This is a genomic window from Halovenus amylolytica, assembly GCA_004015825.1.
GTDB lineage: Archaea > Halobacteriota > Halobacteria > Halobacteriales > Haloarculaceae > Halovenus > Halovenus amylolytica.
The window spans coordinates 129,135-143,237 of record SAYS01000010.1; the positions used below are offsets into that span (position 1 = coordinate 129,135).

The 14,103-nt window shown below is 63.1% G+C and carries 12 protein-coding genes; 4 read left to right on the forward strand and 8 right to left on the reverse strand.

The annotated features are described in order from the left end of the window. The first annotated feature begins 143 nt into the window (after positions 1-143). A complete protein-coding gene (locus tag EOW68_RS10520; protein WP_128225113.1) occupies positions 144-1,838 on the forward strand; it encodes a histidine kinase N-terminal 7TM domain-containing protein in 1,695 nt (564 codons plus the stop codon). Between the two features lie 3 nt (positions 1,839-1,841). On the opposite strand, the gene idi is transcribed toward EOW68_RS10520, so the two are convergent. Continuing rightward, positions 1,842-2,438 carry an isopentenyl-diphosphate Delta-isomerase gene (gene idi, locus EOW68_RS10525; RefSeq protein WP_128225114.1) on the reverse strand — a complete coding sequence of 199 codons (597 nt, stop codon included), beginning with the start codon at positions 2,436-2,438 and terminating at the stop codon, positions 1,842-1,844. 152 nt (positions 2,439-2,590) lie between these two features. Here idi and EOW68_RS10530 point away from each other — a divergent pair, with 152 nt between their 5' ends. Then, positions 2,591-3,037 carry a hypothetical protein gene (locus tag EOW68_RS10530; RefSeq protein ID WP_128225115.1) on the forward strand — a complete coding sequence of 149 codons (447 nt, stop codon included), beginning with the start codon at positions 2,591-2,593 and terminating at the stop codon, positions 3,035-3,037. On the opposite strand, the gene EOW68_RS10535 is transcribed toward EOW68_RS10530, so the two are convergent. Further along, positions 3,034-3,780 (reverse strand): P-loop NTPase, encoded by a 747-nt coding sequence (locus EOW68_RS10535; RefSeq protein ID WP_128225116.1) that lies wholly within the window; start codon positions 3,778-3,780, stop codon positions 3,034-3,036. The genes EOW68_RS10530 and EOW68_RS10535 overlap by 4 nt on opposite strands. A 237-nt stretch (positions 3,781-4,017) precedes the next feature. Here EOW68_RS10535 and pyk point away from each other — a divergent pair, with 237 nt between their 5' ends. Continuing rightward, positions 4,018-5,787, forward strand: coding sequence for a pyruvate kinase (pyk, locus tag EOW68_RS10540; protein ID WP_128225117.1), 1,770 nt, complete (start codon positions 4,018-4,020; stop codon positions 5,785-5,787). On the opposite strand, the gene EOW68_RS10545 is transcribed toward pyk, so the two are convergent. The 3 genes from EOW68_RS10545 to EOW68_RS10555 form a co-directional block, all read right to left on the reverse strand. Further along, positions 5,784-6,812 (reverse strand): zinc-dependent alcohol dehydrogenase family protein, encoded by a 1,029-nt coding sequence (locus EOW68_RS10545; RefSeq protein ID WP_128225118.1) that lies wholly within the window; start codon positions 6,810-6,812, stop codon positions 5,784-5,786. The genes pyk and EOW68_RS10545 overlap by 4 nt on opposite strands. Before the next feature lie 141 nt (positions 6,813-6,953). After that, a complete protein-coding gene (gene katG, locus EOW68_RS10550; RefSeq protein WP_128225119.1) occupies positions 6,954-9,098 on the reverse strand; it encodes a catalase/peroxidase HPI in 2,145 nt (714 codons plus the stop codon). 116 nt (positions 9,099-9,214) lie between these two features. After that, the gene (locus EOW68_RS10555; protein ID WP_128225120.1) at positions 9,215-10,204 is read right to left on the reverse strand and encodes a ring-cleaving dioxygenase; all 990 of its coding nucleotides are present in this window, start codon (positions 10,202-10,204) and stop codon (positions 9,215-9,217) included. A gap of 168 nt (positions 10,205-10,372) precedes the next feature. Here EOW68_RS10555 and EOW68_RS10560 point away from each other — a divergent pair, with 168 nt between their 5' ends. Further along, positions 10,373-11,026 (forward strand): lactate utilization protein, encoded by a 654-nt coding sequence (locus EOW68_RS10560; RefSeq protein ID WP_128225121.1) that lies wholly within the window; start codon positions 10,373-10,375, stop codon positions 11,024-11,026. 15 nt (positions 11,027-11,041) lie between these two features. On the opposite strand, the gene EOW68_RS10565 is transcribed toward EOW68_RS10560, so the two are convergent. From EOW68_RS10565 to EOW68_RS10575, 3 genes are read right to left on the reverse strand one after another with little or no spacing between them, the layout of a single operon-like run. Then, positions 11,042-13,135 carry a type B DNA-directed DNA polymerase gene (locus tag EOW68_RS10565; protein ID WP_128225122.1) on the reverse strand — a complete coding sequence of 698 codons (2,094 nt, stop codon included), beginning with the start codon at positions 13,133-13,135 and terminating at the stop codon, positions 11,042-11,044. After that, entirely contained in the window at positions 13,119-13,418 is a 300-nt protein-coding gene (locus EOW68_RS10570) for a DUF8156 family protein (protein ID WP_128225123.1), read from the reverse strand. Before EOW68_RS10570 ends, EOW68_RS10565 begins: the two co-directional genes overlap by 17 nt. Then, positions 13,405-14,100, reverse strand: a complete 696-nt coding sequence (locus tag EOW68_RS10575; protein ID WP_128225124.1) for a P-loop NTPase family protein — start codon at positions 14,098-14,100, stop codon at positions 13,405-13,407. Before EOW68_RS10575 ends, EOW68_RS10570 begins: the two co-directional genes overlap by 14 nt. Positions 14,101-14,103: the final 3 nt, after the last annotated feature.

A 14,103-nucleotide genomic window follows, 5' to 3' on the forward strand; every position in this document is an offset into this window, starting at 1 on the left:
TGCGGGTCGTACGTGGGTTCCGGTTCGGCTCTCCGCCCGACTTTCCTGCCGTTTTGTCGCCAAAACGTCTCATTCAGGCTGAGAATCACCAGAAGACGGCGGATACACTTATACATCCGAGTAAAGTATCCTCACACTGCTGAATGACCGAGTCGCTGTATTTCCCGCTGATCTTTCTCGCTGCGATGGTTGGGGTCTGTACCGCGCTGTTTGCACTATTTTACCGTGATCGGCCGGGGGCGAAACCGGCCGCGGTGTTCGCCGGGACCGCGAGCGTCTGGGCGGTCGTCGAGGGGTTGCGGGTGGCACAGACCGGGCTGGAGACGATGGTGCTCTGGACCGCAACAGCACTCTCGCTGTCGGTGCTGTTACCACCGGCGTGGCTGCTGTTCGTCCTCGAATACACCGGGAGTGAGCGCCGACTCACGCGACAGCTGTTCGCCGCCTTGCTCGTCGAACCGCTCCTCTTCCTCTCTGTAGTCTGGACGAACGACGCCCACGAACTCGTCTGGTCGGGAAGCGAAATAATCAGCTACGGTGCGTTCGACGGGTTGGCTGTCGAGTTTCAACTCGCCTACTGGGCACACCAGGTGTACGCCTCCCTCCTGCTCGCTGCCGGCGCTCTCATCCTCGTCCGAATGCTGCTGGAGACAAACCGACTCTACCAGTGGCAGGGGATCGCACTGCTCGTCGCCGTGCTCGTCCCCATGAGTACGAATGCGATCTACAGTTTCGGATTGCTCCCGCCCGGAATCGACCCGACAGCGATCAGCTACGTCCTCGCGAGTGTCGTCCTCGCCGTCACCGTCCTCGAAACGGAACTGTTCGGGATCGCACCTGCGACCCGCCAGATCGGCCGCAGAGCAGTCCTGTCCGAACTCGAAGACGCGATGATCATCCTCGACGACAGCGACCGGATCGTCGACGTCAACCCGGCCGCTGCGACGCTGCTCGGCCAGCCGGTTGCGGACTGTCTGGGACGGGGACTCGTGGATCTCACACCAGCGCTTGCGGATGCGCTCGACGGTTCGACAGCACAGAGCCCGGTCGAACTCGAACTCGACGGCAAACGCCGCTACTACGATCTGCGCCGCTCGGAGCTGTACCGTGGCTACGGAACGGTCTCGGGGCAGGTGTTGAGTCTGCGTGATATCACCGAGCGGCGCCAGCGCGAACAGCGCCTCGACGTACTCAACAGACTGCTCCGGCACAACGTCCGCAACGAGTTGAACGTCGTCCGTGGCAGTATCGAACTCGCCAGGACAGATATCGACGCCGACGAACCGATCGCACGCCTGGAGACTGCGACCCGTGCCGTCGACGGTATCGTCGACCGGAGCGACAAACTCGGTCGGCTCTCGCGAATGCTCGACTCCGAACAGGGTGACGGGATCGATATCGCAGCGGAGCTCCGTGGTGAACGCCAGATGGGTGGGCTCTCACCGGCCGGTGGCGAGGTGACGCTCGACCTCCCCGAGCGGATCGCGGTCACCGGCGGGAGCGCACTCGTCGCCGTCTTCGAGGAACTCGTCTCGAACGCTATCGAGCACAACGACAGCGAGGAGCCACGCGTCGTCGTCCGATTCCATGCGACCGAATCGAGCGACAGCCACGCCGTCATCGAAGTCAGCGACAATGGGCCGGGCATCGAACAGCAGGAACTACAGACGATTCTCTCGGGGCGTGAAACAGCACTCCAGCACTCCAGTGGGGTCGGGCTCTGGCTCGTCAACTGGGTGGTCGAACGGGCCGGTGGAACAGTTACCTTCGAGAACGACGACGGCTGTACCGTTCGTGTCAGGTTACCACGCGCAGCGGTGGACGACACAGAAGGGTAACCGTCAGTCGTCGAAATCCCGGCGCATCGCGATCTCGAACCAGGGGCAGAGCCGGAGCTGCCGATACCAGCTCGGGTGTTCGTGGAGTCGCTCGTAGGGGACCCACATGATGCCGCCGACCTCCTCGGGGTCCGGGTCGATGCTGGTGTCCGTCAGCGTCGCTTTCAGGACAGCACAGACCTCGTGTTCGACGCCCGCGTTTTCGTAGTAGCGTTTGTACTCGAACCGGTCGGTCACCCGGAGATCGTCGTACTGGTCGGGCGAGATACCGAGTTCCTCGTCGAGGCGTTTGCTCGCGGCCTCGACCTGCGTCTCACCCTCGACAGGGTGTGAGGCGACGGTGCCGTCCCAGAAGGTGTCCCAGAGTCGTTTGTCGGGGCTGCGCTGTGCCAGCAGAATCCGGCCCTCCTCGTCGAACAGAAGCGTCGTGAACGCTCGATGTCGAATTCCATCGCCAGTGTGTGCATCTAGCCTGTTTACGGTCCCCTGCTCGTTGTCGTCACCGTCGACGGCAATGACGTCCTGCATCGCATTTTTGTGGTCGGCATCGGTCGCATCCTCGTGGTCCGGATCGCCCCCATGCGGGTCGCTCGTGCTCATGGTATGGCACTAGATCAGGAGGTTGATACCGTCTTCGTTTTGCCCTGCGACACTGCAGCTGACGTCACCGCACGTGTTCTTCACGTGTGGCAGACAGACGGCTGTCGGCTGTCTGACGCGGTTCTTTGAACAGGCTGTCCGTAGACAGCCCCATGAGCAGCGAACCGAGCCAGGGATCGACTGGGGACGTGTCGGCACCCCTCTCGTGTACGTTCTGTGACTGTCAGCTGACCGAACAACTGCTCGCGCTCCAGAGCTATCCGGGCGCAGAGGCGACACTGCCGACCGCCATCCCGGACCACGGCGGCCTCACGCTGTGTCCGGACTGCGCGAGCGAGGTGGTCGAGCTGATCACGAGCTGGCACCGCCACGGACAGCCACCGGTCGGTGACGACCGCTCTATCGGGGAGGGCTACCGGGCGATTGCGTCGACCTGCAGCTTCTGTACGAACAGCTGTGACGGGCCAGTCCTCGGGGTCGAACTCTACCGGCGTATCGGCGACGAGCTACCAGCCTACGCGAACTACACGCTCTGTGAAAACTGCCAACCCGTCTTCGGTGAGTTTCTGGAGAACGTGCGCGGTCAGACAGAAAACTAGTTGTCGACCCACTCCTGTGGGACGAGATCGACTGCTTCACCGTTTTCCCCCTCGAAAAAGACTGGTTCGAGTTGATCGACGAGTTCCTGAAACGCCGCTGCGGCAGGACTCTCCGGGCTGGTGTTGACGAGCGGTTCGTCTCCGGCAGCGTCGAGATCGCTCGGAATCCCGCCGAGAATCGGGAACGCGAACTCCTCGTCGATGTCCGCGATCGGCGTCTCTTCGGTGGCGCGAACGAGCAGTGCCCCCAGGATCTCGCTGTCGACGAGTTCGGCGATCGTCCCGGTTTTGCCGGTATCAGTCAGCGAGACGTGATCCGGGGTCGTGACGAGAACGACGCCATCGGCCAGCTCCAGCGGGACCGTCGTCTCCTTGCTGAGTCCCGCAGCGGTGTCGATCAGAACGACATCGTAGGTGTTGCTCAGTGTGCTCGCGACCCGTCGAAGTTTGTCCGGATCCGTCTGCGCGTACGCGTCGAGACTCGGTTCGCCCGGGATGATCGACATACCAGCCGGTGTGTCAGTCAGTGTCTCACTGACGGTCGCGTTGCCGGCGAGCACGTCGTGCAGATACGCGTCGGAGTCCACACCGAGCATCTCGGCGACGTTCGGCATCGCCAGATCCGCATCGATAATGGCCGTATCGTACCCCCGAGATTCCAGTACCGCGGCGAGATTGATCGCTGTTGTCGTCTTGCCAACGCCGCCGTTGCCGCCTGCAATCGTACACACGTAACTACCCATCACTCATAGCGAAGCGGTCGAACAATATATATGGCACGTAGACGGGCCGAGAGACGAACAGTCCGTGCTCTCCATCAGAACTGAACGAACTGGCCGAACCAGTCCAGAAGACGGGACGGTCCGACGACTGATCGGCAACGAGGGTGGACAGATCGGTCAGCGCTTCCTACAAACTTTCTTTATACCCGAGGGAAGAACATAGCATATGATCTGTAGAATGAAGTTGGAGGGTAGACTGTGAGTCGACGTGCGAAGATCGTCTGCACGCTCGGCCCTGCCTCGGACGACAAAGAATCGATCGCCGCGCTCGCGAACAGCGGCATGTCCGTCGCCAGACTCAACGCCAGCCACGGCTCACCGGACCAGCGCCGGGAACTGATCGACCGGATCCGATCGGTCGACGAAGAGATCGGCACGCCGATCGGGATCATGCACGATATGCCGGGCCCCGAGATCCGGACAGCAGAGTCCGAAGAGGGGACCGTCTTCGACGAGGGTGACGAAGTCCCGTTCGTCCCGGGCGGGGAGACGACACCCGAGCAGGTCGGTGTCTCGAAGGATCTCTCCGCGGCCGAAGCCGGCGACAGAATCTTGCTCGACGACGGACGGCTCGAGGCGACCGTGACCAGGGTCGACGGTGAGACGGTGTACGCGCGGTTCGAAACTGGTGGGACCCTCGAGAGCCGGAAGGGGGTGAACGTCCCCGGTGTCGATCTCGGCTTGCCGCCAGTGACGGAGAAAGACCGCCAGGAGATGGACGTCGCTGCGGACAAAAAGGTCGACTTCATGGCGGCGAGTTTCGTCAGTTCTGCGGCCGACATCTACGAGATCAGCTCCGAACTCGAAGACCGCGACGCGAACATCCCGATCATCGCGAAGATCGAGCGCGTCGAGGCCGTCGAGAACATCGACGAGATCATCGACGCCGCCGACGGGATCATGGTCGCACGAGGTGATCTCGGTGTCGAGATCCCGCTCGAAGACGTGCCGATCATCCAGAAACAGATCATCCGGAAATGCCAGCGCGGTGGTGTGCCGGTCATCACGGCGACGGAGATGCTGGATTCGATGATCCACAACCGCCGTCCGACCCGTGCAGAGGCCTCTGACGTGGCGAATGCCGTCCTCGACGGGACCGACGCTGTCATGCTCTCGGGTGAGACGGCGATCGGTGATCACCCCGCCGAGGTCGTCGATACGATGGATCGGATCGTCCGTGACGTCGAAGAGAGCGACGAGTACGCCGAGACGCTCGAACAGCGAGTGCCACCAGCAGGTGAGACGCGCACTGACGCGCTGGCTCGCTCCGCCCGGTATCTGGCCCGTGACACCGGTGCATCCGCCATCACCGTCGCGAGTGAGTCCGGCTACACGGCACGGAAAGCCGCGAAGTACCGCCCGAACATCCCCGTCGTCGCCGCGACACCGACAGAGCGTGTCAAACGGCAGTTGACGCTCGCCTGGGGGATCATCCCGCGAAAGGTCGAGTACGTCGACGACACCGACTCCCTGATCCGGAATACGGTTCAGTCGGCACTGGACGCAGGGAGTGCGGAAAGCGGTGACACGGTCGTCGTCCTCTCCGGGATGATGACCGACCACGGCGGCTACGACACGGCCGATATGCTGAAAGTCCACGTCGCCTCCGAGCGCCTCGCTGCCGGCCGCTCGGTCGTCTCCGGCTTCGCAACTGGCCCGCTCCATCGCGTCTCGGACGGGGATCTCTCTGACGTACCGGACGGCGCGCTCGTCGCAGTGCCGGAGTCCTTCGATGGCGAGTTCACGGGAGAACTCTCGAAAGTCGCTGGCATCGTCGATGCCCACGAAGGAATGACTGGCTACGCAGCGATCGTCGCCCGGGAACTCGAAATCCCGATGATCAGCAACGCGACTGTCCCCGAGGATATCGAGGACGGAGAAGTCATCACGCTCGATGGCGAGCGTGGCGTCATCTACGCGGATCGGCTGGAAGACGAATCAGACGTGGATCGAGCAAAGGGCCGCTAGAGTCGGACCATCACTTTGATCGCCTCCCGCTGGTCCATCGCGCGGTAGCCCTCGGGAACGCCGTCGAGATCGACTGTTTTTGTGAAGATCGGCGACGGATCGAGCGTTCCGCCGAGTACGTCGGCCATCAGGTCGTCGGCGTACGCTCGGACCGGTGCGACCCCGCCGCGAAGCGTGATGTTGTCGCCGAACAGCGAGTACAGCTCTAGCCCTGCGTCGTCGACGCCGTGTGGGACGCCGACATAGCCCACGGTGCCGCCCGGTCGGCAGACCTCGATTGCCGTCTCCATCGCCGAGGCTGCGCCGACACACTCCATGACGTGGTTTGCGCCGCCGTAGGTCAGTTCCTGTGCTCGCTCGATTGCATCCTCGCCTCGCTTTGCGATCGTCTCGGTCGCGCCGAACTCCTCGGCGAGTTCGAGTCGGTCCTCGTGGTGGCCCATCGCGACGATGCGTTCGGCTCCGAGTCGGCGGGCTGCCAGGACGGCACAGAGCCCAACGGCGCCGTCGCCGACGACGACGCAGGTGTCACCCGCGTCGACCCCCGCGCTGACTGCGGCGTGGTGACCCGTCCCCATCACGTCCGTCAGTGGGAGCAGTGATTCGAGCGCGGATTCGTCGTCGGCGTACCGATCCGGCACTCGGACGAGCGTGCCGTCGGCTTCGGGGACGTGGAGGTACTCGGCCTGTGCGCCGTTCCAGGACTCGCCGTTGACACAGGAGGTGTGCAGTCCCTTGCGGCAGAACTCACAGCGACCGCAGCTGACGAGGAATGGAGCCAGTACGCGGTCGCCCGGCTCGACCGACCGGACGGCCGAGCCGACCTCCTCGACGATTCCCATCGGCTCGTGGCCGACACGTGAGCCGACCTCGCGGTCGCTCTCGCCGCGGTAAAACCAGAGATCGGAGCCACAGACCGCGGTGTGGGTGACCTGAATTACTGCCTCGCGTGGTGACTCGACTTCGGGTTTCGGTCGCTTTTCGATCTCGATCTCGCCGGGGCCGCGGAACACTGCTGCGCGCATACCTCATCTTCTGGCCGACGAGAAAAGCCGCTTTCGCCAGTATGAGTTGCTGGGTGGTTCGTCGAGAATGGCAATCCTCGTATTCGACACCTCTGTGGGACGTTCTTGCCGGTATAATCTGACTAGTTTTTCCGACAATTACTACTCCAGGTCGAAACGGTCCGCGGTCATGACTTTGTGCCAGGCGTCGGTGAAGTCTTCGACGAACTCTTTTTCACCGTCCTCGGCGGCGTACATTTCCGCGATGGCCCGTAGACGCGAGTTCGACCCGAAGATGAGGTCGAAACGACTCGCCTCCCAGACCTGTTCGCCCGTCTCGCGGTCGTATCCCTCGTAGACGTACTCGTCGTCGGCTTCCTTCCACTCGTAGTCCATGCTGAGCAGGTTGTCGAAAAAATCAGTGGCCAACACACCGGGCTCGTCAGTGAGCACGCCCAAATCAGTGTCCTGATAGGTTGCGCCGAGCTGGCGCAGTCCGCCGACCAGCACCGTCATCTCTTCGGGAGTGAGATCCAGGAGGTCCGCCATGTCGACCAGTTGCTCTTCGGGCTTGCGGTCGAGGTTCTCGAACTCCTCGCCGACGTAGTTCCGGAAGCCGTCAGCTGCGGGTTTCAGTGCCTCGAAAGAGTCCTCGTCGGTCCACTCCGCTTCGGCGTCGACGCGACCCGGTTCGAATGGTACGGAGATATCGTACCCGGCGTCGGCCGCGGACTGCTCGATGGCTGCGTTGCCGCCCAGAACGATGATATCAGCGAGCGAGACGGCCGTGCCATCGGAGCGTGACTCGTTGAATTCCGTCTTGATTTCTTCGAGCGTCGAGAGGACCATCTCCAGCTGGTCCGGCTCGTTGACCTCCCAGCTACGCTGGGGTTCCAGTCGGATGCGGGCGCCGTTTGCGCCGCCGCGCTTGTCGCTGTCACGGTAGGTCGATGCGGAGGCCCAGGCAGTCTTGACGAGCTGTGAGCACGAGAGGTCCGAATCGAGAATCTCCGCTTTGAGCAACTCGGCTGCGTCGTCGCCGATGGGTGCGAAGTTGCGGTCCGGGAGCGGGTCCTGCCAGATCATCGTCTCCTCGGGGACTTCGGGGCCGAGGAACCGCTCGGGTGGCCCCATGTCCCTGTGAATGAGTTTGTACCAGGCCCGCGCGAAGGCGTCCAGAAACTCCATGGGGTCGTCCTGGAACTCCTCTATGACCTCGCGGTAGTCGGGGTCTTTCTTCAGGGCGATGTCAGTCGTCAGCATCATCGGTGTCTGCGTGTCTTCGGGGTCGTGGGCGGCAGGCGCGTCCTCGATTTTGCTCTCCGCTGTCGGCGTCCACTGCCAGGCGCCGCCTGGGCCTTTCTCGGGTTCCCACTCGTAGTCCAGCAGGTTGTTGACGTAGGACAGGTCCCACATCGTCGGCGTGGCGTTCCAGGGGCCCTCAATGCCGCTGGTGATGGTATCGTCGCCTTTTCCGGACCCGTAGTCGCTCTCCCAGCCAAGCCCCATGTTCTCGATGGGGGCAGCCGCAGGGTCGGGGCCGACATACTCCTCCGGGTCGTCGGCGCCGTGGACCTTTCCAAAGGTGTGCCCGCCAGCGATGAGTGCCGCGGTCTCTTTGTCGTTCATCGCCATCCGGCTAAAGGACTGGCGGATACGCTGGGCCGACCACTCGGGGTCAGGCTCGCCCTCGGGTCCCTCGGGGTTGACGTAGATGAGTCCCATAACTGTCGCGCCGAGGCGGTCGGCGAGCTCGTCGTCCTCGTCGAAACGGTCCCACGACTCCATCTTCTGTTCGGGACCCCAGTCGACGCCCTCGTCGGGCTGGAAGGCATCTGTGCGGCCACCCGCGAAACCGAACGTCTCGAAGCCCATCGACTCCATGGCGACGTTGCCCGCCAGGACGATGAGGTCTGCCCACGAGAGCTGTCGACCGTATTTCTGTTTGATCGGCCACAGCAGGCGTCGTGCCTTGTCGAGGTTGGCGTTGTCCGGCCAACTTCCCAGCGGCTCGAACCGCTGGGTACCACCGGATGCACCACCGCGACCGTCGGTGGTACGGTAGGTTCCGGCACTGTGCCAGGCCATCCGGATAAAGAGCGGACCGTAGTGGCCGTAGTCAGCGGGCCACCAGTCCCTGGAGTCGGTCATCAGCTCCTCCAGGTCCGTTTTCACCGCTTCCAAGTCGAGTTTCTGAAACTCCTCTGCGTAATCGAAGTCTTCACCGAGAGGGTACTGCTGTGCGTTCTGGTCGAGTGGGGCCAAGTCAAGCAAGTCAGGCCACCAGTCTTGATTGGACTTGCTCATCACCAATAAGTTGTCATTTTTGCATATTAAATTTATCTACTTTACCGTGTGAACTGATAGACGAAGCTCGATTTTATCGCCACCCAGCAACTTACCAGCGCCAATACAACAAAAGACTAGTCGTCACTCTCGATCGGTTCGGCGTGGGGGATCGTCACGTCGGTCAGCCCTGCCTCGATCTGGTCGCGCTGGCCCTCGAACTTCCCGGGGAGGACGAGCTTTTCGCCGAGTTCGTCGAGCGGTTCGTCGCTCGTGTATCCCGGGCCCTTCGTCGCGAGTTCGAAGAGAATCCCGTTGAACTCCCGGAAGTAGACAGATCGGAACCAGTGGCGGTCGATCTGTGCCGTCGGGCGCAGTCCCTTCGACTGGACGGCCTCGCGCATCGCCTGCTGGTCCTCGTCGGTCGGCGTCTGAAACGCAACGTGGTGGACCGTCCCGTGACCCTGCCGACCGCTCTGGATCGTCGGCAGCACGTCGACGTAGTTGCCCACGGAGCCAGTCGCCGCGAAGCGGGTGCGCTCGTCTCCCGGTGTGTCGCCTTGCGCTTGCTCCGTCCCGATCTCCTCCAGTCCCATCGTCCGGAGCAGATCCTCGGTCTGCTGGGGGTCTGCGAGCCACAGGGTTACCGAGTGGAAGCCACGGATCGCATACTCCGCGGGGACGAACTCCGTCCACGGGACGGTCGGATCGTCGTCGGGAATCTCGACTGCGACGAGTTCGATCGGGAGTCCGTCGGGGTCGCGGAACGGAAGCACAGTCTCGCCGAACCGTTCGACCCGGTCGTCGTACTCGACACCGAACTCGTCGAAGCGATCCTCCCAGTAATCGAGACTTCCTTCGGGAACGCGGAAGGCCGTCCGGGAGACCTGTCCCGAGCCGACCTTGCCCTGGGAGAGATCCTCCCACGGGAAGAAGGTCATGCTCGTGCCAGGCGTCCCCTCGGCGTCGGCGAAGAAGAAGTGATACGTGCTGGGGTCGTCCTGGTTAATCGAGCGCTTGACGAGGCGGAGTCCGAGCGTCTCGACCCAGAAATCCATGTTTTGCTGTGGGTCACCGGCGACACAGGTGACGTGATGAATACCCGGTGTTGGCGTAGGATCTGTCATTATAGAATAGATGGATTGTGGCTACTTCACTTCGAGCTATCATCGATGTCACCTTCGTTTCGGCTGGATAATTCACAGTAGTATCACTGATGTAACTACCAGACATCGGTGTCCAGGAGCGCTTAACATCGATCCGCTCCACTATCCACTGTCGACAATTTCACCACAATGTCTCAGAAATCAGAGTTTATCGACGACGCTGAAGTAGCGCACGAACTGGACGAACAACCGGACGAGGAGACCATCGACGAAGCCGTCGAAAATCTCGAAGCGAACGGGTTCGACGTCGTCGTCGTCGACTCGGCGGCAGACGCACTGGAGACGATCCAGTCACACATCCCGGCCGATTCCTCCGTGATGAACGGCCACTCGACGACGCTCGAAGAGATCGGATTCGCCGAGTATCTCACCGAGGGTGACCACGACTGGGAGAGTCTCCCCGACCAGATCTGGAGTATCGACGACGACGCAAAACGGCAGGCTGCTCGTCGGGAGTCCCAGACGGCCGATTACTTCCTCGGTGGCATCAACGCTATCGCAGCGACGGGCGAACTCGTCGCGGCCGACCGCTCGGGTAGTCGGATCGGTGCTTACCCCTTCGCCGCCAGCAACGTCGTCATCGTCAGCGGCGTGAACAAGATCGTGCCGACGCTTTCGGACGCACTCGACCGCCTCGAATCCGTCGCCTACCCGCTGGAGAACGAACGCGCCAAGGAGGCCTACGGCGTCGAGAGCGCCATCGCGAAACAGCTCATCTTCCGACGGGAACTCGAAGACGACCGGACGACAGTCGTGCTCGTCCGCGAACAGCTGGGCTACTAATTCCCTATCTGCAGTTCACGTTCTGAACCGTCCGAGCGTCGCCGCCTCGCGGTCATCGAGGTAGGCGTCGATATCGGCGACGCGCCACCCAATCGGCGAGAGCACGGATTCCGCCGCGCGGAGGAGTCTATTTCGGTAGAACTCGCTGTCGTAGCCACTTCCCTTCTCGTGTGCGAGCCGAACCCGGTCACGACCTGCCTTCGTGTCGTCCACGACGACGTAGCAGACGTCCTGGCCGGGGAACTGATCGTAGCCCGCGGCGAGTCGGCGTTCGAGCGCGGCGGTCGTCCGTGTTCGCTGGTCGTACTCGTCGAGTTCCTTCGACGTGCGGCTGGTGATTGTGAGTCGGTCCGGATCGACAGCGTCGGCGTCGAGTCTGTCGATCCAGCGGGCGAGTTCTCCACAGACGGCCTCGGGATCGCGGGTCCGGTCGAAGGTCTCGATTAACGCGTGCTGGCAGTCGGCGACGAACGGTGCCGTACTGCGCTGGCGACACTCGATGCCGCGATACTTGTAGCTGCCATCGCGCCGCCGGCCGAAATATTTGGTCAGCGCACCGCTCTCGCTGTTTCGAAGCGGGACGAAGGCGATCCAGTCGTAGACCGCCTCGTGTTCGAGTCTGATCCCCGTCTCGTCGGTCACCGTCGCGGTGACAGAATCGAGCGGTGTCTGCTCGGCCCCCTCGCGGGCGGTCACCCACAGGCTGTCGACGATGCCGTGGACGACCTGCCAGCCCGTGGCTTCCAGTCGTTCTTTTCCGTCCAGGATGATCTCGCGGGCGTAGGCGTTGATCGCCTCGTGGCACTCGATCCGACCGAACTTCGCGTTCGAGAAGCCCTGGTAGCCGAAACAGGAGACGAGAATCCACTTCAGCGCCGCCGACTGGCCCGCCAGGGTTGCTTCCCGCTCGGGGTCGTCGGTTGCCTTGATCTCGGCTTTGATCGCGTCGCGGTCGTCGATGATCGGCCCCAGCACGTCCGGGAGATAGCCGGGCTCGTCACAGATGCTGTAGCCCAGTCCGGGCACGTCCGCGCTATCGTGGCAGTCACAGCGGATCGTCTCCGGGCTGATATTCCGTGTTCGGATGATGTTGGGGTACAGCGAGGAGAAATCCAGTTCGTGGACGTCCTCGTGGACGCCGACCTGGGGCGCGAAGGTGAAGCCGCCGCGGTCGGCCTCGTGGAGCTGGCGCATGCTCTTCGGGAACTCGTGTCGCCAGCTCTTCCAGGGGACGAGTACGCCCCGGTCCAGCGCTTCGCGGATCTGGATCGCCGTCAGGACGTTGCCGATCGAGGCCCAGGACAGCTCCTGAAGGGGTTTCTGGGAGCGCGCGACGAGGTCGAGACAACCATCCAAATTCGTCTCGCGGTAGAAAAACGTGTTCGAGTGGTCGACGAGCACTCGGCCGGGCACGTCGTACCGGGCTGGCGAGTGGCCGACCTGCCCGTAGCTCCCGTAGGTCGACGCGCTCGCGAGTTGCTCGTACCCTGCACGGCGGCCGAGCTGAAATGGTTGATCGACGCTCTCGGCGGTCTCGACCAGCGCCGGGACGAGTTCACCCGTCGAGAGCGCGAGCACGTCCGGATCGGTCGCGTCCAGTCGCTCCTGGAGTCGTGCGAGAAGTTCAGCGGGTCCGGCAGAAACTCGCTCACCGTCGACCTGAAGCTGTTCGACAGGTGTGGTGGGTGCGCCGGGTCCAGGATGGGTCAGTTCGAGAACGCGAAGCGGTCGCTCGGGGACCGGCTCGACGCCTTCTTCGAGACAGTACCGGAACTGCGGTGAGAAGTCGACGTTGAACAGCCGGATCTCGCCGGGCCGGCGCGACCGGCGGAGCCAGCCGCCGAGCGGGCGGATGCGGTCGATCGAGTCGACGTCGATCCGGAGCACTGTCGTGGGCTCGCGCCGGAACGCGGGCCGAAAGTGCTCCCGAGCCGTCGCGACCACATCGCAGCGGGCCGCGAGTTCGGCCGCGAGTTCGTCGAGCGTCGGTGCATCCGCGTTCGCGTAGATCGTCGGTGTGTAGTCGGTCTGCGTTTCGGCTCGAAGGCCTGTCTCTGTCGCTGTCCACTCGACGGCGTTACCGTCTTCGAAGTCAATCTTGAACGCCATGGCTGGTGTCCGCGTCCAGTTCGTTCAGGCGGCTGGTTAGCTCCCCCAGACGGCTGGTCAGTTCCGCGAGCTGGCGCTGCTGGGCGAGCAGCACCGACAGGAGAAACGGGATCTCCGGGTTCGGGTGGTTCAGATGGCCCGCCGCGTGCGCGTACGTCCGACCGTGTTCGAACAGCTGATCGAACTGGGTCTGCTCGCTGACTCGCAGCCCGCGGCGGTACGGCTGCCATTCCCGTTCGAGGCTGTCGAGTCGGTCCCGGTAGGTCGGGTTAGTTCGCCCCACGCGCAGTCACCTCCGGTTGTGCGCGCTCGCTGGCGGCGGACGCACGGACAGCGAGAATCCGCTCCCAGAAGCTGATCGTCGTCTGGACCCACCGGCCGCCGTCGACCGGGTAGATCAGTGTCTCCTCCCCGTCAGTCCGGAAGCGTGGACCGAACGGTGTCCTCTCGCAGGCGATCGTGTGGTCGGCAGCCGATTCGACAGGCTGGCTGAACTCGTCGCTCACGGTCCGGGTGAGCACGACCGGAATCGCTCGTTCTCTGGCGATTCCTGCGAGTGCAGCGATCCCCGAGAGCAACATCTCCCGGCCTTCGTCTGCGAGCAGTCCGTCGTCCCGGTAGTAGCGGTCGATGGCCGGAACGACGATCAGTTCGGTGCTGGCCGGACAGATTTCCGGAAGCGAGCGGAGCAGTTCGAGATGCTGGAAGGCAGTGAACCCGCGAGCGACGGCGATCCGGTCGAGGATGCGATCCGACGGTGCAAGCTCGACGAGCGGATCGGTCTGCGCGTTCGTTCCCGGGTCGATCCAGCAGGCGTCGCCACCGGACTGGAGGACGTGATCGACGGCAAGCGCGTGGACGGCACGCTCGACAGCGCCGTCGAGTTCGAGCAGGACCAGGCCCCCGTCGAGATCCGGCAGCTGTGGTGTGAGATTTCCTGTGGCAATCGTGTTGGTCGGTTCCATGTG

Bases quoted from the DNA above. Each gene is read 5' to 3' on its own strand.
- EOW68_RS10520 (WP_128225113.1), top strand. From the start codon at position 144: ATGACCGAGTCGCTGTATTTCCCGCTGATCTTTCTCGCTGCGATGGTT.
- idi (WP_128225114.1), bottom strand. From the start codon at position 2,438: ATGAGCACGAGCGACCCGCATGGGGGCGATCCGGACCACGAGGATGCG.
- EOW68_RS10530 (WP_128225115.1), top strand. From the start codon at position 2,591: ATGAGCAGCGAACCGAGCCAGGGATCGACTGGGGACGTGTCGGCACCC.
- EOW68_RS10535 (WP_128225116.1), bottom strand. From the start codon at position 3,780: ATGGGTAGTTACGTGTGTACGATTGCAGGCGGCAACGGCGGCGTTGGC.
- EOW68_RS10545 (WP_128225118.1), bottom strand. From the start codon at position 6,812: ATGCGCGCAGCAGTGTTCCGCGGCCCCGGCGAGATCGAGATCGAAAAG.
- katG (WP_128225119.1), bottom strand. From the start codon at position 9,098: ATGAGCAAGTCCAATCAAGACTGGTGGCCTGACTTGCTTGACTTGGCC.
- EOW68_RS10555 (WP_128225120.1), bottom strand. From the start codon at position 10,204: ATGACAGATCCTACGCCAACACCGGGTATTCATCACGTCACCTGTGTC.
- EOW68_RS10560 (WP_128225121.1), top strand. From the start codon at position 10,373: ATGTCTCAGAAATCAGAGTTTATCGACGACGCTGAAGTAGCGCACGAA.
- EOW68_RS10565 (WP_128225122.1), bottom strand. From the start codon at position 13,135: ATGGCGTTCAAGATTGACTTCGAAGACGGTAACGCCGTCGAGTGGACA.
- EOW68_RS10575 (WP_128225124.1), bottom strand. From the start codon at position 14,100: ATGGAACCGACCAACACGATTGCCACAGGAAATCTCACACCACAGCTG.